We start from the raw sequence: 21,514 nt of genomic DNA, 5'->3' as shown, positions 1-21,514 counted from the left end.
ACACCACAACTGCCCCTCGATCCAGACACAACGACAAGAGAGACAACCATGGACAACTATGGGCTATGGAGCCTGTTTCCCACGCTGGTGGTGCTGGGCATGGCGATCGTCACGCGACGCACCATCGAATCGCTGTTCACCGGTGCCCTGGTCGGCCTGTTGATGGTCGACCCCACCACCGTCGTCTCCCAGGGATCCGATATCCTGTTGGCCGTGCTTGGCGATGACACCGTCACCTGGATCATCCTGGTCTGCGGCTTGTTCGGTAGCCTGATCGCGCTACTGGTCAAGACCGGCGGCGTACTGACCTTCGGCGACGTCATCACCCGCCGCGTGCATAGTCGCAGTCGCAGTTTGTTGACTACCTGGCTGCTGGGCCTGGTCATCTTCATCGATGATTATCTCAACGCCCTGGCGATCAGCGCCTCGATGAAGAAGATTACCGATCGCTTCCGGGTCTCGCGTGAAATGCTGGCGTATGTGGTGGATTCCACGGCGGCACCGATCTGCATCCTGGTGCCGATTTCCACCTGGGCTGTGTTCTTCGCCGGCCTCTTGGAAGAGAACGGCGTTGCCGACAACGGCATGGGTATTTATCTGCAGGCGATTCCCTACATGTTCTACGCCTGGATTGCTGCGCTTCTGGTCCCGCTGGTTGCCATCGGTGTCATTCCGGCCCTGGGGCCGATGCGCGCCGCTGAAAGACGCGCCGCGGGTGGCCAGGTGATGCCGGACGGCGTCGACGATGCCGCGCTGGAAGCCGAGGACGACGGTAAGCATCGCCCTCACCTGCTCAACTTCCTGCTGCCGATCGCCACACTCATCGGCTTCACCTGGTATTTCGAGATCGATATCCTGCGTGGCGTGATCGTGGCCCTCGCAGTCATGCTGGTGCTTATTTTCAGCCAGCGCCTGTTGAGCTTCCACGACACCTTCGATACCGCGCTGGAAGGTTTCAAGTCGATGATCATGCCATTGGGAACCCTCGTGGCCGGTTTTACCCTCAAAGAAGTCAACGACCTGCTGGGCCTGACCGAATACGTGATCGCCACCATGAAGCCGATGATGACGGCCGGCATGCTGCCTGCCGTGGTTTTCGTCACCATGGCCTTTCTGGCCTTCGCCACCGGCTCCTTCTGGGGCCTGTTCGCCGTGGCGATGCCGATCGTGTTGCCTCTGGCCGCAAGCGTGGACGCCAACATGCCGCTGGTGATCGGTTCGCTGATTTCCGCCAGCGCATTCGGCAGCCATACCTGCTTCTATGGCGATTCCACGGTACTATCTGCCCAAGGCAGTGGATGTACCCCCATGGCCCACGCGCTGACGCAATTACCCTATGCCTTGATTGCGGCCGTCCTGGCCATTGTTGTATTCCTGATTGCGGGCCACATGTGAGACACACCATGACAACCAACTCCTTATCCGCCACTGCTTTCTCGTTGCCGGCTGAAACGCCGGCATCACAAGGTTTTTCCATGCCGGCAGAGTTCGCTCCGCACGAGGCCTGCTGGATGCTGTGGCCGCAACGACCGGACACCTGGCGTTATGGTGCCAAACCGGCTCAGCAGGCGTTCGTCGACGTGGCCAGTGCCATCGCAGACAGCGAAACCGTGTTCGTGGGTGTCAACGACGAGCAGTACGAAAATGCCCGTAACCAACTTCCCGAATCGGTCCGTGTGGTGGAACTTTCCAATAACGATGCCTGGATGCGCGATGTCGGGCCGACCTTTCTGACCTCCCCCGATGGGCATCTGGCCATGGTCGACTGGCAGTTCAATGCCTGGGGTGGCCTCGAGGGTGGGCTCTATTTCCCCTGGGACAAGGACCGGCGCATCCGGAGCAAGATCGCCGAGATACTGGGCATTCCCCGTTTCGAGGTACCGGTGGTGCTGGAAGGCGGCGCCATCCATGTCGATGGCGAAGGGACCTTGATCACCACTCGGGAATGTTTGCTCAATCCCAATCGCAATCCGGGACTCGACCAAGCCGGCATGGAACAGGTGTTAAGGGAGTACCTCGGCGTCACGAAAGTCATCTGGCTGCCGCGTGGATGTTATCGTGACGAGACCGATGGTCACGTCGATAACCTGTGCTGTTTCGTGGCGCCCGGCGAAGTCGCCCTGACGTGGAGTGACGACGAAAACGACCCGCAACACGCCATTTCCCGGCAGGCTCTGGAGTTACTGGAAACCACCACAGACGCGCGCGGCCGTTCTCTCAAGGTGCACAAGTTCACCCAACCCGGCCCGTTGCATATCGCCGAGGAGGAAGCGAGCGGCATTGACCGGCTCAACAGTTCCTACCCTCGTCAACCCGGTGACCGCATGGCCGCCTCCTACGTCAACTTCTACATCGGCAATTCGGTAGTGGTCATGCCAATGCTCGACCCGGCCCACGACGATGACGCCCGCAAACGTCTTCAAGCCCTGTTTCCCGATCGCCGTGTCATCGGTGTGCCGGCCCGCGAGATACTGCTCGGGGGCGGCAACATTCACTGCATCACCCAACAGCAACCGAGCGTGTGACATGGCGTACCATGTCGTATTGAGGCCAAGTATCTTGCGCGATGCCGTAAACTACGCAGGAGATACCCCGTAAGGCACGAGGAGAGAACTGATGCGCCCGACTCACCCGCCGATCCCGGTGACCATACTCTCCGGCTTTCTCGGTGCCGGCAAGACGACCCTGCTCAACCAGCTCGTCAGCCAGCCTGAACTGGCCGATGCGCTGGTGATCATCAACGAATTCGGCGAGATCCCGCTCGACCATATGCTGGTTGCCCACAGCACCGAAAACCTGGTCATGGAAATGAGCAGCGGCTGCCTGTGTTGCAATATCCGCGGGGACCTGGTCAAGACCCTGCGTGACATCACGTGGCGCTTTTCCCGCCAGGGACAACGCCAGTTCCAGCGTGTGTTGATCGAAACCACGGGGCTTGCCGATCCCGCCTCGATCGTGCACACGCTGATGACACATCCCCAGGTCGCCGATCGTTACCGACTGGATGGCATCGTGACGGTTCTCGACATGGCAACGGGACAACACAGCCTCGATCACCACAGCGAAGCCGTTAAACAGGCGGCGATGGCCGACTGCCTTTTGTTGGCCAAACCCGACCTGACCACCGCCGAACAGCGTACCGACCTGTACCGGCGTCTCGATGGGATCAACCCCGCCGCGCCCCGCTGGGAAATCGACCATGGCCATATCGACGCAGCCAAGCTATTGGATCTGGGCCCGTTTTCGACCGAAGGCAAAGTGCCGAATGTGGCGCAGTGGTTGAATGAAGAGGCCTATACCAAGCAGGCGACACACCACCATGAGGCACATGGACACGACCACGATCACTCCGATCATGATGTCAATCGACACGACGACCACATCAAGGCTTTCTGCTTTGCCATCGATACGCCGATCCCGGAGGACCGGCTGACAGCCTGGCTCGACGAACTGACGGAGTTTCTCGGCAACGACATTCTGCGCGTCAAGGGCATCCTAAACGTCAAGGGCCGCGAGCAGCCACTCGCCATCCACGGTGTGCAGCATGTCTTCCATCCCCCGACACCGCTGCCTGTCTGGCCGAGTGACGATCGTCGCTCGCGACTGGTGTTCATCACCCGGGACATCGATCGGGAAGTCGTCGAAAACACTCTCCAATCCCTTCATCGGCCGCTTCCAAATGTTCGAGATGAGCCGTGATGATCGGCAAGCTCAGATACGTGTCATCGAGGCGACACCTCGAGAAGAAAAACCCCGCCTGATGACGGGGTAAGAGAGCGCCCACACGACGCCTTTCGGAGAGCAACACGCTTGTTGAACTAGGTTTCCAGCAGCCATTGGTGATCCGGATCGTTATGGAATTTCCAGACGCGCTTGGGGCCGACCATGACGTTCAGGTAATACAGCTCGTAGCCGTGCGGTACGCCGGCCGGGTGATAACCATACGGCACCAATACGACACAGCCATCATCTACGGCCATGCTCTCGTCGAGACGGCGGTCATCGGTATAGACACGCTGGAAGGCAAACCCTTGCGAGGGATTCACTCGGTGATAATAGGTCTCTTCGAGCCGGGATTCGTGCGGCAGATTATCCTGATCGTGCTTGTGCGGCGGATAGCTCGACCAGTTGCCCGCCGGTGTATAGACCTCCACCACCAGCAGGCTGTCGGCGGGTTCGGTCTCCGGCAGCACATCCTGGATATGTCGGGTATTGCTGCCCACCCCACGAGTGCTCTGCTTGATCTGGTCGGGCGAGATCAGGCGGGGCTCGTGATTGCCCTGCCCCGGCGCACTGCATACCGCCAGTTCCAACTCAGAGGTTGCCTCGACCCGGTAGCTGACGCCGTCGGGAAGATAGACGGCATACGGTGGCACCTTCTCGAACACATTCATGCGCTCGCCAATGTTCTCCCAGTGGTGCTAGCCGCAAGTGACGGTGGCCATAGCAGTAGAGGGTATGCAGCATCAAAGCGCTGGGGTAAAGCGGCCTCCCAGATAAACTTTAGTAGTACTATCCAGCTTGGCTCTTGCGTACAACCTTCTGACGCGCTAATTTGAATTATGCATTATGCATTATTGAATAATGTAAAAGAAAACAGCTTTGAGACTGCACAAGACTGTTGTACATAAAGTATCTACAACCGCCCCATTAGGAATAATGGGATGACTAATCTCGCGCGCCCTTGATAGGTAACAACAATGAATATGTTTGTAGTAACTCGCCGCCTTTTAAAAGTCTCTGCTTTAGGTATGGTTTTTGGTGCTTGCCTGCCATCAGCATATGCGGAGACAACATTAACCTTTGCGCATACCCATCCTGTAGAGGATGCGCAACATATCGCTGCTGAGCGCTTTGCTGAAATCGTAAATGAAAATAGCGATGGTGAAATTTCTGTACGCTTGTTTCCTAGTGGGCAACTAGGTAGCGATAGTGCCATAGTGACAGGCGCACGTAGTGGTACGGTCGATATTGCTCTTACCGGTAACCCCTACTTTACAGGGCTGGTAGGTGAACTCAATGTTCTCGATTTACCCTTCCTTTTTGAGGACTATGAACATGCACATGCCGTACTAGATGGTGAGGTGGGCCGCTCTTTGCTAGATCTTCTTGGTGATCACGACTTGAAAGGACTCGCCTTCTGGGAGATAGGGTTTCGTAACTTGACGAACTCACGTCGTCCGATAGAGACGGCTGACGATATTGAAGGACTAAAGCTCAGGACAACCCCTAATCCTGCCCACATTCAGGCGTTCGAGCTACTTGGGGCCAACCCAACACCCATGCCTTTTACAGAGTTGTTTACCTCCTTGGAAACAGGCACTGTGGATGGGCAGGAAAATCCTGTCAGCTTGATACGCGCAGCAAATTTTTATGAGGTCCAGGATCATCTTTCCCTAACAGCTCATGCTTACACAGCTGCACCTTTGGTGATGAACAAGAATAAATTTGACGCACTTAATGCTGAACAGCAGGAGTTGTTGGTAAATGCAGCAGTTGAAGCGGCTCGGTACGAACGCGAGCTTTTAGCTGAAAGGGTAGATGATGGTTTGGAGTTTTTAAGAGAGCAAGGCATGCAAATTGTCGAGTCGCCAGACCGAGAATCCATGCGTGAAGTCGTCGCTGGTCCGATTCGAGAAAATTTTGTGGAGGAATATGGAACGGAGATGATTGATGCAATCGATGCTGAAAAGGCGGTGAAGGAATGAGTGTCTTGCGCTCCCATGTATTTGGCTTGTAGGTAGTCATTCTCTTTCAGCGGAATGCTGAAAGAGAATGTGATTGATGAGTTTGACTAATGATCAGTCTACAGTCGACTGTCATGGCATTAGTTGCTATACCATGGACTGAGAAAGGCTGAGGCAACCTCATCGGTGTCACCTGTAACCAAGAGGGCTTATATCATGACACGTTCTCAACAACGTTCCACGGCTATCCACAACAAAAGTCAGAATGCATTAAGGCAGAGACTTGATCGTGTTTCCTGGCTGACTGAAAGGGTGTTGACCTTTCTCATAGTGTTGGCGCTTGTATGCATGATGGCGTTGGTGTTTACGAACGTTGTGCTACGCTATGGCTTTAATAGTGGTGTCTCGGTTAGCGTAGAGCTTTCACGTTTTCTCTTTGTCTGGGTGACATTTCTCGGGACCACTATCTGCTTGATGCGGAATGAACATCTGACTGTCTATACATTGCGCGACCGTCTCTCTCCCTTGGCACAGATGTGGCTTCAGCGGCTAGTGACTCTCGTTATGCTCGGATGCTGCCTGATGTTGCTTAAGGGTAGTTATTCACAGACAGTACTCAATTGGAGTAACCATTTGCCAATCAGTGGTATCCCTGAGGGCTTGTTCTACTTGGCGGGCCTTGTAGGTGGCTCATTGATGTCATTGATCCTCCTTTTTCGACTACTGGCCCCTGGTTACCTCCAGAAGCCTCACACATCAGGTGATAATTTCGCATGACTATTGGGCTGTTTCTTATCTCACTGCTAGCCTCCATTGGCCTGAGCCTTCCCATTGCTTTCGCCTTGTTGGTAAGTGCTATCGTTCTGATGGTACATCTGGGGATGTTAGACTCCCAGATTCTCGCCCAAAATCTCGTCAACGGCACCGATAGCTATACACTGCTCGCGATCCCCTTTTTTCTCATCGCAGGGGAAGTCATGTCGCGTGGCGGGCTTTCAAAGCGAATTGTAATGCTGGCAATGAGCCTAGTAGGGCATCGCAAGGGGGGGCTTGGCTTCGTGGCTATCTTCGCCGCTATTGTAATGGCCAGTCTTTCTGGCTCTGCTGTCGCTGACACCGCAGCGCTGGCGAGCATACTCTTGCCGATGATGCGTGAAGCCGGTTATCCCTTGGGCCGCTCATCCGGTTTAATAGCTTCTGGAGGAATTATCGCACCGATTATTCCTCCTTCCATTCCTTTGATTGTCATAGGAGTCGCGGGAGGTATATCGATTACCAAGCTATTCCTCGCTGGCATCGTCCCAGGCTTGATTATGGGGATCACGCTCGTGGTGATGTGGCTGTTCATGACCCGCAAGGAAGATCTCGCCGTTGCCAAGAAGGCGAGTAAAGCAGAACGCTGGGAAGCACTGCGTAAGAGCTTCTGGGCCATGTTGTTGCCGGTAATAATTATCGGTGGTATCAAGACAGGTATTTTTACGCCCACTGAGGCAGGCGTTGTAGCTGCTGTTTACGCAGTGGTGGTTTCTACGTTGATTTATCGCGAGCTGGCCTTAGTGGATTTGTATAAAGTGCTAGGACAGGCTGGGCGCAATACGGCCGTAGTGATGTTTTTAATCGCTGCTGCTGGTGTCGCCTCTTGGCTAATCAGCATTGCTCAACTTCCAATGCTGGTCGCAGACTTGCTTTCTCCATTGGTAGAAAAGCCCAAGCTACTTATGTTGGCTATCATGGCGATTGTCCTGCTTATCGGAATGGTGATGGATCTAATGCCCACTATTCTGGTGTTGACACCAATTCTCATGCCACTTGTCAAGATGGCAGGTATCGATCCTGTGTATTTTGGCATCATGTTTGTGCTGAATTGTGCGATTGGGCTTATTACGCCCCCTGTAGGTAATGTGCTCAACGTCATTACTAGCGTCGGGCAACTTAAATTTGAGAAAGCGGTTGCTGGTGTCATACCTTTTGTCCTTGCTTATGGAGTAATATTACTCATTTTCATCGCATTTCCTCAGATTATTACTGCTCCACTAGGTTGGTTGTCACAGTAACGAGACATATATTATTTGTGAGGATTTATATGAATTCCCAACCCTTGATTGATGCTCATCACCATTTCTGGGCCCTAGATGGTATCGTGCACTACCCTTGGCTGGAGGATGAGATCGATCAGCATTTCTTCCTAGGGGATTATTCTTCTATACGCAGGCCTTTCCTCGCGCCGGACCTGCAGGCGCTAATCCCCGAGGGTTACCACTTGGCGGGTAGCGTGCATTGCGAGGCTGAAGCGGATAGACGTCATCCCGAGATCGAAACCAATTGGTTAACATCTCATGGAAAGCGGTTCGGATTACCGGTGGCGTTGGTGGGTTGGGCGGCTTTTGGCCATCAGGACTGCGAAGCTCAGCTTGAGGCGCAGATGCACTCACCCTTGTTCAGGGGAGTCAGAGCGAAACCACTGACAGCTTCACGTCCAGTTGGTTATGACGATGTGAAGGGGGCACCTGGCTCACTTCAAGACACAAACTGGACTCGTGGACTGGAATTGCTGGAAGAGCGGGGTCTATCCTGGGACCTACGCGTCCCCGCGTGGCATCTGCTGGATGCGGCTGAAGTTCTGGAGCGAAGACCTAGGCTCAAAGTAATACTCAACCATACTGGATTACCATGGGACCGGACTCGCTCTGGTCTTGATGGCTGGCGCTTGGGCATGCGTCGACTAGCTGAGAACCCCTCCATTGCGGTCAAGCTATCCGAGCTAGGTAGCCCGATGGCTGATTGGGACCGAAAGCAAAATATTGAGCTTCTAGCCGAAGCCATCAGCATTTTTGGCCCCGATCGCTGTATCTTCGCGAGTAATTTTCCAGTGACGGGGCTTAACGCTAGTTACGCCACTTGGCTTGAGATGGTAGAGCAAGCCATCAGCTTAACCGCCCCGTATGCCCGACACGCAATCCTTCATAATAATGCGGTGCATTGGTATCAACTGAATGTGCCTGTGTCGTCATGATAATGTTTGATGGGTGTGGCTGAGGAAGGCGATTTGGGTCAGTGCCTTGTTTTGTATGCAACGTTTTGCAGAAAATGCGCCACGCCCCCGTTTTTTGTAAGTCGCAGGGGCGTGGCGTTTGCCTTGCCGGCGTTGCGAGGATTCAACTCAGCCGCTGCCTATAGTCCTCATAGCCGAAGGTCTTCACCGTACGCACGTGCCGGCTTGTCTCATCGACCCGACAGATCGATGGCAGGCGGATGCCGTTGAAGGTGGTGGTCTTGACCATGGTGTAGTGAGCCATGTCGGTGAACACCAGGCGATCGCCGATCGAAAGCGGCGCATCGAAGCTGTACTCGCCGATCACGTCGCCGGCCAGGCACGTCAGGCCACCCAGCCGATAGGTGTGCGTCCTCTCGCCCGGGTGGCCGGCGCCGATGATCTCGGGCCGATAAGGCATCTCCAGCACGTCCGGCATGTGTGCCGTGGCAGAGGTGTCGAGGATGGCGATGGGGCCATCGTTGTCGACGATGTCCAGTACCGAGCAGACCAGGTAGCCGGTGTTGAGTGCGATCGCCTCGCCCGGTTCCAGGTAGACGGTGAGGTGCGGGTGGCGAGCCTTGAAGTCGTGGACCACCCGCACCAACCGCTCGACGTCGTAGTCGTCGCGGGTGATGTGATGGCCGCCACCGAAGTTCATCCACCTCATGTTTGCCAGGTAGTGGCCGAATCGCTCCTCGAAGGCCACCAGTGTTTCCTCGAAGGCGTCGCTGTTCTGCTCGCACAGAGTGTGGAAATGCAAGCCCTCGAGCCCTTCCAGATCCTCCGGCCTGAGGTCTGCGGCCCGGGTGCCGAGCCGCGAGCCCGAGGCACAGGGATCATAGAGAGCCACCTCGCCGGTGGAGTGCTCCGGGTTGACCCGCAGCCCGCAGGAGACCCGGCGCGGAGCCGCCGCGACGCGCTCGCGGAAACGTCGCCATTGCCCCGGCGAATTGAAGCTGAGATGGTCGGCGTAGCGCAGCACGACGTCCATTTCCGCATCACCGAAGGCCGGCGAGTAGACGTGTGTCTCGCCGCCGAAGGTCTCGGCGCCGAGGCGTGCCTCGTCCTGACCGCTGGCGGTGGTCCCCACCAGGTACTCGCGAATCATGGAAAAGCAGTCCCACATGGCGAAGCCCTTGAGCGCCAGCAGGATCCGCGCCCCGCTACGTTCCTGAACCTCGCCGAGGCATTCCAGGTTGCGGCGCAGCAGGGCGTCGTCCACCACGTAGGCCGGCGACGGGCAGGTGTGGATGTCGAAGTTGAGTGTCGTCATGCCAGCGGGTCGTGGTCAGGGTCCAGTTCGACCATCTGCCAGGGCAGGCCCATGTCACCGACACGCTCCATGAAGGGATCCGGATCGAGCTGCTCGACGTTGAACACGCCCTCGCCCTTCCAGATGCCCTGGAGCATCAGCATGGCACCGGTCGCCGCCGGCACACCGGTGGTGAAGGACACCGCCTGAGACTGGACCTCTTCATAGCACTTTTGGTGGTCGCAGATGTTGTATAGCCGCACCTTGCGCCGCTTGCCGTCCTTGATACCGTCGAGGATCACGCCGATGTTGGTCTTGCCCGTGGTGCGTGGACCCAGTGTGGCCGGATCGGGCAGCACCGACTTGAGGAACTGAAGCGGAGATATCTTGCACCCCTCGACCTCGATCGGCTCGATGCGCGTCATGCCGACATTCTCCAGTACCTTGAGATGGGTGAGGTACTGTTCGGAGAAGGTCATCCAGAAGCGAATGCGCTCCAGCCCCTTGATGTTCTGCGACAGGGACTCGAGTTCCTCGTGATAGAGAAGATAGATATCCTTCTCGCCGATGCCGTCGAAGTCGAACTTGCGCGTCTCGGCCAGCGGCGCCGTCTCCTTCCATTCGCCCTTCTCCCAGTAGCGGCCATTCGCGGAAATTTCGCGGATGTTGATCTCGGGATTGAAGTTGGTGGCAAAGGGATAGCCGTGGTCGCCGCCGTTGGCATCCAGGATGTCGATACGGTGGATCTCGTCGAACAAGTTCTTCTGGGCGTAGGCACAATAGATATTGGTCATCCCCGGATCGAAGCCACAGCCCAGGGTCGCCATGTTGCCCGCCTTGGCGTAGCGCTCCTGGAAGGCCCACTGCTCCTTGTACTCGAACTTGGCCTCATCGGGATGCTCATAGTTGGCAGTATCCAGGTACGGCACGCCAGTGCGCAGGCACGCCTCCATGATGGTCAGGTCCTGGTAGGGCAGCGCCACGTGGATCAGCACATCGGGCCTGAACGACTCGATCAAGGCGACCAACGCCTCCACATCGTCGGCATCCACCTGGGCCGTCTGAATCGGGCGGTCCAGTTGCGCCGCGATGGTCTGACACTTCGCTTCGTTGCGACTGGCCAGCATGATCTCGGCGAAGACCTCGGGATGCTGGGTGCACTTGTGGGTGACGACACCGCCGACGCCACCGGCGCCGATAATCAGGACTTTGCTCATGGGTACGAATCCAGATCGGGAAAGTTCAACAGTGGTAGGGTCTTATCGGTAATGGGCCGCCACGACGTGCCCGGACCCGATGCCACCCCGGTCTTGGCCTCGCCCTGAGCCCAATAGGGCGGCGAGAGAACGCAGATAATGGCTTCCCATGAGGTTGGCCGCAAGGGCATTTTGCGTCAAGCCTGCAACGAAAGTTGAACGCAGGACTGTTCAGACAGCCTTGAGCCCATAACCGAAGCCGACGATCAGCAAGGGTACCATCGCTTGACGCTCAATCAGCAATTGTTTAAAAAGAGAGTGTCGTCATCACACATGACGGCATGTACCCCATACCAACCGAAGATGCGTCCCTGATGTTCTGGCAACTACGAACCAACACTGCAGCCCATGTGCATTCCATCGCTAATGATGCAATGCGCACCTGCTCGTTGCCGTTTGCCAGAAGAATGACATCATCTTGAAGACGCTGGCCGCGGCACTTGTCGCGGCCAAGCTATCCTCGCACCATCGATGACCTGTTCGCGCACAAGGCCCGGCCTCCGACCACAAGGAGACCGAAACCATGCCTATTCTGCACAACACGCTTCGTCGGCTGCGAACCGCCCTCGGCAACTATGCCGCCAAGCGTCGCATGTACGCCGAACTGGAATCATGCGACCCGCATACCCTCAAGGACATCGGCCTGCGCTGGGAGCGTGGCAAGCTGGTCCCACTCAACCCGGAAAGTCAGCGTCCGGATATTGCCTATCGTGAGACAGGAGAACCGATCGAAGAGTCTGACACCTGTCCCCACTGCGGCACCAGACTGACTTAGCGAAGGCCCCGGCCACAGGAAGTGGTCGGGGCCTACTCATCTAACACCCGAACGCAGCGCCGCGCATCCCGAAGTGGAAGTGATCCGCGTGAGCGGCATTGTCGTCCGGGCCCAGTACCGTGCCGAACACATCACAGGCGCCGCGTTGGGCGGCACGCAGAAACCGCCCCGCGTCACCTTCGCTGTCCCAGTCGCCGGCCAGATCGATGCGACGCCCGTCCGCTAATCGAAACGCCGCGACATCCAGCGCCTCGGCCGTGGCATGCTCACTGCGTCGCCCTTGGTCCCGGCCATAAACGTTGCGACAGGCAAAGCTGCCATAGTGCTCGACCGCGGTGACACGGCTGCCCAGTATCGTCTCGGCGGCCGGCTGCAGACGCTGGCGTTCATAGATAATCCATGCCAGGGCCATCGGGCAGGACGCCACGAAGGCATCGCTGAAGTCGACTCCGGTGCGTCTCAGACGCACCACGTTACGTAAGGGACACTCCTCGACGGGCGTGTAATCCTCCAGCGCAGTATAGGAGGGAGCGGCATCTGACACGCCGGCCAGTACCTGGCGGCATCCATCTCGATCCCCTTCGAGTTGCGACAACTTCCATCGGGTCACCGGCGTCAAGGGATCATCCACCGATAGCGGTGTCCAGGGAGCCCAATGCCGGGGTATATGCCACCAATCCTTATCCAATCCCAGACCGGCGATAATCAGGATCATGACGATGAGGATAGCTCGCATGAAGTGTCTACCTATCTCTGCTTGGGCGTCCTGCACCGACTCGCTTCACACTCACTGGCCGGTTAAGATCTATCGAGGTGTCTTTCTGAATACCATGCGTGGATCGCGGGAGTGGAATCAATGAACAGAACCGGTGACCGTTACTACCTGCTCGATGTCTTCACGGATACGCCTTTCGCGGGCAATCCGCTGGCGGTCTTCACGGAAGCGGCAGGGATCCCCAGCGAACGGATGCAAGCCATCGCGACCGAGTTGAACCTCTCGGAAACCGTCTTCATCGGCGCACAGACCGCCGATAACCGGTTCCCGATACGCATCTTCACTCCCGGCACCGAACTGCCCTTCGCCGGACATCCGACCATCGGTACGGCTCACCTGCTGGCGTCACTCGCACTGGCCGATCGCCAATCCCCGCTGGTGTTGCAGGCAGGTGTCGGCGATCTGGACGTACGATTCGACAGTGACATGGCCCGTTTCACCACTGCCCGGCCGGTCGACCTGCAGCCAAGTTCATTGGATCGTGTCACGGCTGCCGACCTGCTCGGACTGTCACTCTCCCAGATCGTGGATGAGCCCGTGATCGCCTCCTGCGGCCTGGCATTCCACCTGATCGAGCTGGACAGCCTGGACGCCCTGGGAAAGGCGCTACCCTCGGCGGCATCATGGCACCGGACAGTATCACCGAGCGGCATCGAGCAGATCTATCTGCATGTCCGTACCGGCGATGCAACACGGCGCTCCCGCATGTTTTCCACCGAAATCGGCAACCTGCGTGAAGACCCGGCCACGGGAAGCGCTGCATCCGCCCTGGCCGGTTTCCTGGCTACCCGGCAATCAGGCGTGGGCCAGTGGCATTGGCGGTTCGATCAAGGGGTGGAAATGGGGCGGCCGAGCCAGATTCATGCCAGTGTCGAGCGCGACACCGATGATGCCATGACCATCCACATCGGCGGGCGGGCGGTCATCGTTGGTGAAGGCAGGGTCTATCGCTGACCGCCATCACCGCGATGCACCTCATGGCAACCCTGGCCACAGACTGACCACCAGAGCCACTCCACCGACCAGCAGGGCCGACAAGACCAGGAGATCGACCAGGCGATTCAACCAGCGATCGAACGGCGCGACCCGTGGCCTACGGGTCGCGCCATACATGCGGCGGGAAGACTTGGTATCTCGAGCCATGACCTGTGTTTTCAGCGTTCGACTCTCAATACCATAAGTGCCCGTACGCTAAATCGCCAGTCTTGCCGTCAGCGGTTGATTCTGCGGTTGATTACGTCGGGTGCACGACGATAGCGATCCGCCTCATCCATGATATCGGCCTCGAAGAGATCGGCGCCGACGGGCGTGTCGCCATGGCGCCGATAGAGTTGGGTCAACATCGACTTGCGATCCGCCCGCAGCTCCTTGATCAGCACGAACACCATGCCATACAGAATGAAGGCAAACGGTAACGCCGACAGTACCGATGCCGATTGCAGTCCTGTCAGTCCGCCGGAGGCGATCAGTGTCAGACAGATTGATGCAATGAGCACACCCCAGGCGATGCGCTTGTAGAGCGGCGGATTGATCGAACCTTGATCGGTCATCTGCGCCACGATATAGGAAGCCGAGTCGGCTGACGTCACCAGAAAGATGAAGATCAGCATGATGGCTACCAGGGACAGCACGGGCGTAAACGGCATCAATTCGAATAGTTCGAACAGTGCCACGGTGATGTTGTCCTGAGTCGCGGCCGCCAGCCCCACGTCATTGGACAGCTCCATCTCCAGCGCAATGCCACCGAAGACACCGATCCAGAGACAGGCCAGCAGTGGCGGCACGATCAGCACACCGAACACGTATTCCCTGATGGTACGCCCGCGTGAGACCCGCGCAATGAATGTCCCTACGAACGGCGACCAGGCGATGACCCAGGCCCAGTAGAAGATAGTCCAGGTACTGGCCCAGTTATCATCACTGTAGGGCGCCGTGCGCAAACTCATCCCCACGAAATTTTGCAGGTAATCGCCCAGGCCACGGGTGATGGTCTCGAGAATCGCCAGGGTCGGCCCCGTCACCAGCACGTAAAGCATCAGGGCAATGCACATCACCATGTTGAGATTGGAGAGCCGCTTGATGCCCTTGTCCAGCCCCGACCATGTCGACGCCATATAAGCCAGGAACATGACCATGAGAATGATGAACTGCCACAGTACATTCTCGGGCAGGCCGAACACCGCATTGAGCCCGCCATTCATCTGCAACACGCCCAGCCCCAACGATGTCGCCACGCCCATGACGGTCGCCACGACAGCAAAGACATCCAGCGCCGAGCCATAGCGATGCGCTCTGGGGTGCTTGGCGGTGACCGAGGAAAGCACCGACGATACCAGCCCCGCCTGCCCCTTGCGGAACTGGAAATAGGCAATGATCAAGCCGACCAGAGAGAACGCCGCCCACTGATGCACGCCCCAGTTGAAGAAGCTGTATTGAATGGCATAACGTGCCGCTGCCGCAGTCTCCGCCTCGCGATCGCCGTACGGCGGCTCCATGAAGTGGGACATCGGTTCGGCCATGCCATAAAACACCAGGCCGACGCCGAAACCGGCTGCCAGCAGCATGCTGACCCAGGAAAAGAAGCTATAGCTTGGCGAGCTATCCTGGGGGCCGAGACGGATCTTGCCGTATTTGCTGAGTGCCAGCCCCAGCAAGAAAACGACGAACCCGAACACGGAAAAGAGATAGAACCAGCTGAACCACTCGGTCACTACCGTCAAGGCAGCAGACGCACCGTTACCGAAACGCTCGGGAAATGCCGCTCCGACAGCGACCAGCGCCAGAATGATCACTGCCGAAACGGCAAAGACCCGCTGCCCTCCAGAATTGGCCATGTCTCGCTCCTTGATAAGGGATCTGCGTGATACGCTGACTCCGATGCCAGGCAGGGTAATGCACCATCCCCCGGACTACCAATCACGATCGGCATGTCGCACGGGAAAATTGCAATTTGACCTCGTCATCCCCATAACAGACAAATAGCAAGCAAGCTAAGCAATACTCACGACATTCCTGTTTATCCTCGGGGACACTATGAGCCGACTCGCCACCACACCGCTATCCGTTCTGGACCTGGCTCCCATTCGACAGAACGGCAGTATCGCCGAGACCTTCTCCGATACCGTCTCGCTCGCCCAGCATACCGAAACGCTGGGTTTCCACCGTTATTGGCTCGCCGAACATCACAACATCGATGGCATCGCCAGCGCCGCCACTGCCGTCTTGATTGGCCACGTGGCGGGTCAGACCTCACGGATTCGTGTCGGCAGTGGTGGCATCATGCTGCCCAACCATCCATCGCTGGTGATTGCCGAACAGTTCGGCACCCTGGCCACCCTCTATCCGAACCGTATCGATCTTGGCCTCGGTCGTGCCCCGGGATCCGATGGCGCTACCATGGCTGCCATGCGTCGCCACCCGCATGCAGGGGTCAATGATTTTCCCGAGATGGTGGACGAGCTCGCTCACTATCTGGATGACGCGACACCCGGCCAGCAAGTCAAAGCGGTACCGGGCCAGGGCACTCATGTCCCACTCTGGCTATTGGGTTCAAGCGGCTACAGTGCGCAGTTGGCCGCACGTATGGGCCTACCGTTCGCGTTTGCGGCCCAATTCGCTCCCGGCTACATGCTCGACGCCCTGCGCTTGTACCGCGACCAGTTCCGCCCTTCCGAGGTGCTCGACACTCCCTATGCCATGGTCGGCATGCCAGTGATCGCCGCCGATAGTGACGAACACGCCCACTACCTGGCCACCACCGCGCAGCAGAAATTCCTCAACCTGATTCGTGGGCGCAGCACACGGGCACTGCCCCCGACGGAATCCCTCGACTGGAATGCCCGGGAGAAAGCATCGGTCGAGCAATTCCTGGGCGCAGCCGTCATCGGTGGGCCGAATACGGTCCGCCAGGGGCTTGAGGACTTCCTGGCACAAACCGGTGCCGACGAGTTGATGCTCAATACCGATGTGTATGCCCAGACGGACCGGCTACGCAGCTACGACATCGTTGCCGACGTCTGGCAGTCATGAAGACGATACGACACCGGCCTAGCCGCTGGCATGCGTCGCCAGCGGCTTGCGGGAGGGAATTACCCTGACAATCGCTAGTCGATCAGTGTCTCCAGCTTGCGCTGATCGTCGGCGAAACGACGAATCCCCTCCGCCAGCTTGTCATTGGCCATGGCATCCTGATTGTGGTCCCAGCGGAACGTCGGCTCATCCAGCGGCGCGGGTCGCTCATCGACCGGCGGGAAGGACACCTTGCACTCCACCTCGCCTTCACGACCGGCCAATTCCTCGAGCAGTGCGGGGGAAATCGTCAACCGGTGGCAACCGGCCAGGGCCAGAACCTGCCCGGTGTTACGGAAACTCGCTCCCATCACCACGGTTTCATAACCGCCGCGACCAGCGAGCGCGCACACATTGCGCACGAAATTCACCCCCGGGTCGTCTTCCGGGGTGTAGTCCTTGCCGGTCTCTTTCTTGTACCAGTCGGTGACCCGGCCAACGAAGGGAGAAACCAGGAACACGCCGGCATCGAAGCATGCCTGGGCTTGGGCGTCGCTGAACAGCAGCGTCAGATTGCAGTTGATTCCCTCTTGTTCGAGCACTTCGGCCGCACGAATACCTTCCCAGGTAGAGGCCAGCTTGATCAGGAGGCGTTCGCGTGAAACGCCCTTCTCCTCATACAGCGCCACCAGTTCACGGGCCTTGGCGATGCTCGCCTGAGTATCGAACGACAGCTTGGCCGCTACCTCGGTCGATACCCTTCCCGGAACCAGCTGCGTGATCTCGGCCCCCATGGCGACGGCCAGTCGATCCACGGCATGATCCACTTGCGCTTGGCGGTCTGAACGCGCATCACGTACTACCGCCAATTCCTTGTCGATCAGGGCCTGATAACCGGGCAACTCGAACGCCTTGAGCAACAACGACGGGTTGGTGGTGGCGTCCTGGGGTTGATAGCGGCGAATAGCGTCGGGATCGCCCGTATCGGCGACCACCAGAGATAATGCCTTCAGGGCATCCAGTTGAGATGTCATGGCCCCTCCTGTCATTGAGGAAATGATGATTGAAGCACGCACTGTCACCAGGCGATGCCATGGTGAGTCGCGAGTACTTGCCGGTAGCGGGCGTAGACGTCCTGGTAGGCCTCGACGCGAGTCGGATCGGGAATGGCGAGCGAGCGCCCATCGAGATGCACCAATTGCTCACACAGGGACGCCAGCGTCACGCCCTCATGATAACGTTCGCACCAGGCGGCCTGCAGTGCCGCACCCAAGGCCGCCGCATCGGTAATCTGCGGACAGACCACCTCGGTGCCGGTAATATCGGCTACCATCTGCCGCCAGATGGCACTATTGGCCCCGCCACCGATCAGACGAATCTGGCTGACACCATCCGCGAGCCCACCCAGCATCTCGAGTCCATAGCGCATACCGAACGTCGTACTCTCCACCACGGCACGACACAGGTTGCTCGCCGTGGCATTGCGGCTGGTCAACCCCAGGAAACTCGCCGATGCCTGAGGCAGCGCCGGCACCCGCTCCCCGTTGAAGAACGGCAATATCGTCACGCCCTCAGCCCCGACCGGGGCACGGGCAACTTGCTCGCCGAAGGTCGTCAGATCGAAACCGAACATCTCGCGGACCCTCGTGGTCGCCGATGTCACGTTCATGGTACAGATCAACGGCAACCAACCGCCACTACTGGAACAGAAATTGGCCACCATGGCATTCTCAGCGCGTACGGGTTCCGGTGAATAGGCACATACCGTACCCGACGTTCCCAGGCTGAGCGTCACCAGACCCGGGGTGATATTACCGGTCCCGATCGCCCCCATCATGTTGTCACCTCCGCCGCTGGCGACCACGACGTCTTCGGATAACCCCAGTTCACGGGCGACGGCGGGTCGTACGTAGCCTACCGGCGTGTGGGAGTCGATCAGTCGAGGCAGTACCCGTTGCGGATCGAGTTCGGGAGCGATGATGGCAAAGACGTCTTCACGCCAACGTCGTTGACAGGTATCGAAATAACCGGTGCCTGAAGCATCGCCGGCTTCAGCCACTCGTTCGCCGGTCAGCCAGAAATTGAGATAGTCATGAGGTAGCAGCAGGGTATCGAGACGCTGATAGGCCTCGGGGTGCATTTCACGCAACCAGGCCAGCTTGGAAGCGGTATACCCGGTTTGCAGTACCAGCCCCAGCTTATCGAGACACCCACTCTCGCCCCCTAGCCGCTCGACCAGTTCGGCATTCTGCGTGGCTGTCTCGGTATCGCACCATAACTTGGCCGGATAGAGTGGCTGCCCCTCCCGATCCAGAGCCACCATCCCATGCTGCTGGCCGGATACGCCAATGCCGCGAATGGCCTTGGTCGGGACCCCGGCGACTTCCAGAGCCGCATGAAAGGCGCCGCGCAGAGCAGCGATCCAGTCCTCGACATGCTGCTCACGCCGCCCATTGTCGCCTTCGATCAGCGAGTGTTCCCGGCTGGCTTCGCCACGGATCACCCCCTGGTCGACATCGACCACCACGACTTTGGTACTCTGTGTACCGCAATCCACTCCCAGATACATTCGCCTCGGCTCCTTCACGGATTGACCAGCGATGCCACGGTCGCCCGGGCACCCTGCTGGTAAAGGCTGTCCAGTGCGGCGAGATACGCGTCGCGAAACCTCGGTTGATCGGCCAGATCGCCGAACAGTTCCCGGTTCTCGATGAACGCAGTCGGTCGGCTACGATTGTCGGCAGCCAGTGCCATCAATGACTCCTTGAGGCGGTCGACCACCTCGATCGGCTCGCCCTGTTCGTCCTTCCCTTCAGCATAGCGTGCCCAGCTGGCAACCACCGCCGCTGCCCGATGCATTTCGCCACCGCTGTCCAGTTGTTCACGAATCACCGGCACCAACCACTTGGGGATACGATCGGAACTCTCGGCACACAAGCGGGCCAGCGTGTCCTTGATTTCCGGATTGGCAAATCGCTCGATCAGGGTCTGACGATAGGTTTCCAGATCCACACCCGGAACCGGTTCCAGTGTCGGAGCCCCCTCGTGACGCATGTAGTCGAGCAGGAAGTCGACGAACAAGGCATCCTGACAGACTTCATGGGCGTAGCGGTAGCCGGCGAGATAGCCGAAATAGCATAACGCCTGATGACTGGCATTGAGCAGTCGAAGCTTCATCAATTCGTAGGGTTCGACATCGCTTACCACCTGCACGCCGACCTCCTCGAAAGCCGGGCGCCCCATGATGAAACGGTCCTCGAGCACCCACTGGGTGAACGGCTCGCAGACGACCGGCCAGGCATCCTGCAGCGAAAACCGGGTGGCGACCTCCTCGATGTCCCGGGCGGACGTCACCGGCGTGATTCGATCGACCATCGAATTGGGAAAGGGGACTTCAGCGGCCACCCAGGTTCCGAGCTCGGGGTCACGATGACGGGCGAAAGCCGTGAACATCCGACCGGCGACATGGCCGTTACCCTGGATGTTATCGCATGACATCACCGTGAACGGGGCGATACCGCGCTCACGACGGCGTTTGAGCGCCTCCACCACCAACCCGAAACTGGTTCGGGGAGAGCTCGGATTGGCCAGGTCATGCTGCACATCCGGGTTGTCGACATCGAACTCGCCGGTGACATGGTGAAAGTTGTAACCGCCTTCGGTCACCGTGAGGGAGACGATACGGATCGCGGGATCGGCCATGGTTTCGATCACGGCGTCGGGATCATCAGGCGCGAACAGGTAATCGATCATCGAACCGATCACCCGGGGGGCGTAGTGACCGTCGGGATGCTTGACCACCAATGTATAGAGGTGGTCCTGACTCGACAGCACCTCTTGCATGCGCTTGTCACCGGGCATCACACCGACGCCGACGATCCCCCAGTCCAGCGCCTGCCCACGATTCATCAGGCTATCGAGATACATGGCCTGGTGAGCGCGGTGAAACCCGCCCACCCCGATATGCACGATGCCGGGCGTCACTGCACCACGGTCATAGGTTGGCGCGGCGACCGCCGCATCGAGACGCGACACGTTGTTGTTGTTCAGTGCGAGCATGTTCGACTCCTGTTGGCCATCAACGCCAGATCATGTCCGGTGCCACCGAATGGGCGTTGACCAGTTGCATGTTGATCATGTCCTTGAAGCGGGCGCGCTCTTCCGCGCCCTCTCTGTCCTGCCCCATGTCCAGCCAGCGCTGGATCAGTCGCTCTTCGATGACGTCTTCCGGCACGTCGATGAAGATCGTCATGTCGAAAAGGGGGGCCAGGCCTGTCCAGGGGGGCTTGTCGAGCAACAGGTAATTCCCCTCGACCAGCACGATACGATGACTGGTCTGGATGATACGGCCACCGGCACGCGCCAGGTCGAGCGGACGGTCGAAGATCGGCACCGCCACATTGCGGTCGGCGGCCCGGAGGCGTGCCAGGTCGCGCAGCAGGCCATCGACATCGAAGGTTTCCGGCGCGCCCTTGACCGGCAGCAACCCCTGCGGCTCGATGACGGCATTGTCGAAGTGATAGCCATCCATCGGCACGATCTCGGCGATGCCCATCTCCTGCTCATTGAGGGCCTGGCATAGCGCTGTCGACAGGAAGGACTTGCCAGCCCCCGGCGGACCGGCCAGTGCGACGATGAATCGTTGTCGTTCACCGGCCGCTTGCCGCAGGCGGGTCGCCATGGTGGAAATATCCGGCGTCACAGTGGTACCTCCCCGTGATAAGTTG

At 58.4% G+C, this 21,514-nt stretch carries 19 protein-coding genes and 1 pseudogene; 10 read left to right on the top strand and 10 right to left on the bottom strand.

Features of this window, described 5'->3' with window-relative positions; translation table 11 throughout:
* Positions 1-48: 48 nt before the first annotated feature.
* From FVV99_RS03750 to FVV99_RS03740, 3 genes are all read left to right on the top strand, one after another.
* Positions 49-1,395, top strand: a complete 1,347-nt coding sequence (locus FVV99_RS03750) for a Na+/H+ antiporter NhaC family protein (protein WP_148252710.1) — start codon at positions 49-51, stop codon at positions 1,393-1,395.
* Positions 1,396-1,403: 8 nt separating this feature from the next.
* Positions 1,404-2,525, top strand: a complete 1,122-nt coding sequence (gene aguA / locus FVV99_RS03745; RefSeq protein ID WP_148252709.1) for an agmatine deiminase — start codon at positions 1,404-1,406, stop codon at positions 2,523-2,525.
* Positions 2,526-2,616: 91 nt separating this feature from the next.
* Complete coding sequence (locus FVV99_RS03740) at positions 2,617-3,699, top strand: CobW family GTP-binding protein (protein ID WP_148252708.1); 1,083 nt, start codon at positions 2,617-2,619, stop codon at positions 3,697-3,699.
* 119 nt (positions 3,700-3,818) lie between these two features.
* Here FVV99_RS03740 and iolB read toward each other — a convergent pair.
* Positions 3,819-4,445, bottom strand: a pseudogene (gene iolB, locus FVV99_RS03735) (5-deoxy-glucuronate isomerase); the annotation flags it as partial.
* 255 nt (positions 4,446-4,700) lie between these two features.
* Here iolB and FVV99_RS03730 point away from each other — a divergent pair.
* The 4 genes from FVV99_RS03730 to FVV99_RS03715 all read left to right on the top strand — a co-directional run bounded on the left by FVV99_RS03730 (position 4,701) and on the right by FVV99_RS03715 (position 8,700).
* Positions 4,701-5,708, top strand: a complete 1,008-nt coding sequence (locus tag FVV99_RS03730) for a TRAP transporter substrate-binding protein (protein ID WP_201745021.1) — start codon at positions 4,701-4,703, stop codon at positions 5,706-5,708.
* Positions 5,709-5,903: 195 nt separating this feature from the next.
* A complete protein-coding gene (locus FVV99_RS19030) occupies positions 5,904-6,464 on the top strand; it encodes a TRAP transporter small permease (RefSeq protein WP_201745020.1) in 561 nt (186 codons plus the stop codon).
* Positions 6,461-7,741, top strand: a complete 1,281-nt coding sequence (locus FVV99_RS03720; protein ID WP_148252707.1) for a TRAP transporter large permease subunit — start codon at positions 6,461-6,463, stop codon at positions 7,739-7,741. Before FVV99_RS19030 ends, FVV99_RS03720 begins: the two co-directional genes overlap by 4 nt.
* 29 nt (positions 7,742-7,770) lie before the next feature.
* Complete coding sequence (locus tag FVV99_RS03715; protein ID WP_148252706.1) at positions 7,771-8,700, top strand: amidohydrolase family protein; 930 nt, start codon at positions 7,771-7,773, stop codon at positions 8,698-8,700.
* 142 nt (positions 8,701-8,842) lie between these two features.
* Here the strand turns inward: FVV99_RS03715 and nspC are convergent, their stop codons facing one another.
* Together nspC and FVV99_RS03705 are read right to left on the bottom strand one after the other, a co-directional pair.
* Positions 8,843-9,994, bottom strand: coding sequence for a carboxynorspermidine decarboxylase (nspC, locus tag FVV99_RS03710; protein WP_148252705.1), 1,152 nt, complete (start codon positions 9,992-9,994; stop codon positions 8,843-8,845).
* Entirely contained in the window at positions 9,991-11,190 is a 1,200-nt protein-coding gene (locus tag FVV99_RS03705; RefSeq protein ID WP_148252704.1) for a saccharopine dehydrogenase family protein, read from the bottom strand. The genes nspC and FVV99_RS03705 overlap by 4 nt, the downstream gene beginning before the upstream one ends.
* A 562-nt stretch (positions 11,191-11,752) precedes the next feature.
* Here FVV99_RS03705 and FVV99_RS03700 point away from each other — a divergent pair.
* The gene (locus tag FVV99_RS03700) at positions 11,753-12,004 is read left to right on the top strand and encodes a DUF1127 domain-containing protein (RefSeq protein ID WP_148252703.1); all 252 of its coding nucleotides are present in this window, start codon (positions 11,753-11,755) and stop codon (positions 12,002-12,004) included.
* Between the two features lie 40 nt (positions 12,005-12,044).
* On the opposite strand, the gene FVV99_RS03695 is transcribed toward FVV99_RS03700, so the two are convergent.
* Entirely contained in the window at positions 12,045-12,740 is a 696-nt protein-coding gene (locus FVV99_RS03695; RefSeq protein WP_148252702.1) for an extensin-like domain-containing protein, read from the bottom strand.
* Between the two features lie 120 nt (positions 12,741-12,860).
* Here FVV99_RS03695 and FVV99_RS03690 point away from each other — a divergent pair, with 120 nt between their 5' ends.
* Entirely contained in the window at positions 12,861-13,733 is an 873-nt protein-coding gene (locus FVV99_RS03690) for a PhzF family phenazine biosynthesis protein (protein WP_148252701.1), read from the top strand.
* A gap of 21 nt (positions 13,734-13,754) precedes the next feature.
* Here FVV99_RS03690 and FVV99_RS18505 read toward each other — a convergent pair whose 3' ends face one another.
* Both FVV99_RS18505 and FVV99_RS03685 read right to left on the bottom strand, forming a co-directional pair.
* On the bottom strand, positions 13,755-13,922 hold the full coding sequence (locus tag FVV99_RS18505) for a hypothetical protein (RefSeq protein ID WP_161598954.1): 168 nt from the start codon (positions 13,920-13,922) through the stop codon (positions 13,755-13,757).
* Between the two features lie 68 nt (positions 13,923-13,990).
* A complete protein-coding gene (locus FVV99_RS03685; RefSeq protein WP_148252700.1) occupies positions 13,991-15,613 on the bottom strand; it encodes a BCCT family transporter in 1,623 nt (540 codons plus the stop codon).
* A gap of 199 nt (positions 15,614-15,812) precedes the next feature.
* Between FVV99_RS03685 and FVV99_RS03680 the strand changes: the two genes are divergently transcribed.
* Entirely contained in the window at positions 15,813-16,808 is a 996-nt protein-coding gene (locus FVV99_RS03680; RefSeq protein WP_148252699.1) for an LLM class flavin-dependent oxidoreductase, read from the top strand.
* 74 nt (positions 16,809-16,882) lie between these two features.
* On the opposite strand, the gene tal is transcribed toward FVV99_RS03680, so the two are convergent.
* From tal to FVV99_RS03660, 4 genes are read right to left on the bottom strand one after another with little or no spacing between them, the layout of a single operon-like run.
* Positions 16,883-17,821 carry a transaldolase gene (gene tal / locus FVV99_RS03675; RefSeq protein ID WP_148252698.1) on the bottom strand — a complete coding sequence of 313 codons (939 nt, stop codon included), beginning with the start codon at positions 17,819-17,821 and terminating at the stop codon, positions 16,883-16,885.
* A gap of 44 nt (positions 17,822-17,865) precedes the next feature.
* Positions 17,866-19,356: a xylulokinase gene (gene xylB / locus FVV99_RS03670; RefSeq protein ID WP_148252697.1), complete on the bottom strand. Its 1,491-nt coding sequence runs from the start codon at positions 19,354-19,356 to the stop codon at positions 17,866-17,868.
* A gap of 14 nt (positions 19,357-19,370) precedes the next feature.
* On the bottom strand, positions 19,371-20,846 hold the full coding sequence (locus FVV99_RS03665) for a mannitol dehydrogenase family protein (protein WP_148252696.1): 1,476 nt from the start codon (positions 20,844-20,846) through the stop codon (positions 19,371-19,373).
* Between the two features lie 19 nt (positions 20,847-20,865).
* Positions 20,866-21,489, bottom strand: coding sequence for a nucleoside triphosphate hydrolase (locus tag FVV99_RS03660; RefSeq protein ID WP_148252695.1), 624 nt, complete (start codon positions 21,487-21,489; stop codon positions 20,866-20,868).
* Positions 21,490-21,514 lie beyond the last annotated feature (25 nt).

The organism is Aidingimonas lacisalsi (genome assembly GCF_008079445.1).
GTDB classification, from domain to species: domain Bacteria; phylum Pseudomonadota; class Gammaproteobacteria; order Pseudomonadales; family Halomonadaceae; genus Aidingimonas; species Aidingimonas lacisalsi.
This window is presented reverse-complemented; position numbering and strand designations above follow the sequence as displayed.

What these genes read in the sequence shown, in the direction of transcription:
- aguA (WP_148252709.1), top strand. Translation starts at nt 1,404, where the DNA reads ATGACAACCAACTCCTTATCCGCCACTGCTTTCTCGTTGCCGGCTGAA.
- FVV99_RS03750 (WP_148252710.1), top strand. Translation starts at nt 49, where the DNA reads ATGGACAACTATGGGCTATGGAGCCTGTTTCCCACGCTGGTGGTGCTG.
- nspC (WP_148252705.1), bottom strand. Translation starts at nt 9,994, where the DNA reads ATGACGACACTCAACTTCGACATCCACACCTGCCCGTCGCCGGCCTAC.
- FVV99_RS03665 (WP_148252696.1), bottom strand. Translation starts at nt 20,846, where the DNA reads ATGCTCGCACTGAACAACAACAACGTGTCGCGTCTCGATGCGGCGGTC.
- FVV99_RS18505 (WP_161598954.1), bottom strand. Translation starts at nt 13,922, where the DNA reads ATGGCTCGAGATACCAAGTCTTCCCGCCGCATGTATGGCGCGACCCGT.
- FVV99_RS03740 (WP_148252708.1), top strand. Translation starts at nt 2,617, where the DNA reads ATGCGCCCGACTCACCCGCCGATCCCGGTGACCATACTCTCCGGCTTT.
- FVV99_RS03705 (WP_148252704.1), bottom strand. Translation starts at nt 11,190, where the DNA reads ATGAGCAAAGTCCTGATTATCGGCGCCGGTGGCGTCGGCGGTGTCGTC.
- FVV99_RS03685 (WP_148252700.1), bottom strand. Translation starts at nt 15,613, where the DNA reads ATGGCCAATTCTGGAGGGCAGCGGGTCTTTGCCGTTTCGGCAGTGATC.
- FVV99_RS03680 (WP_148252699.1), top strand. Translation starts at nt 15,813, where the DNA reads ATGAGCCGACTCGCCACCACACCGCTATCCGTTCTGGACCTGGCTCCC.
- FVV99_RS03720 (WP_148252707.1), top strand. Translation starts at nt 6,461, where the DNA reads ATGACTATTGGGCTGTTTCTTATCTCACTGCTAGCCTCCATTGGCCTG.
- xylB (WP_148252697.1), bottom strand. Translation starts at nt 19,356, where the DNA reads ATGTATCTGGGAGTGGATTGCGGTACACAGAGTACCAAAGTCGTGGTG.
- FVV99_RS03695 (WP_148252702.1), bottom strand. Translation starts at nt 12,740, where the DNA reads ATGCGAGCTATCCTCATCGTCATGATCCTGATTATCGCCGGTCTGGGA.
- tal (WP_148252698.1), bottom strand. Translation starts at nt 17,821, where the DNA reads ATGACATCTCAACTGGATGCCCTGAAGGCATTATCTCTGGTGGTCGCC.
- FVV99_RS19030 (WP_201745020.1), top strand. Translation starts at nt 5,904, where the DNA reads ATGACACGTTCTCAACAACGTTCCACGGCTATCCACAACAAAAGTCAG.
- FVV99_RS03690 (WP_148252701.1), top strand. Translation starts at nt 12,861, where the DNA reads ATGAACAGAACCGGTGACCGTTACTACCTGCTCGATGTCTTCACGGAT.
- FVV99_RS03730 (WP_201745021.1), top strand. Translation starts at nt 4,701, where the DNA reads ATGAATATGTTTGTAGTAACTCGCCGCCTTTTAAAAGTCTCTGCTTTA.
- FVV99_RS03700 (WP_148252703.1), top strand. Translation starts at nt 11,753, where the DNA reads ATGCCTATTCTGCACAACACGCTTCGTCGGCTGCGAACCGCCCTCGGC.
- FVV99_RS03715 (WP_148252706.1), top strand. Translation starts at nt 7,771, where the DNA reads ATGAATTCCCAACCCTTGATTGATGCTCATCACCATTTCTGGGCCCTA.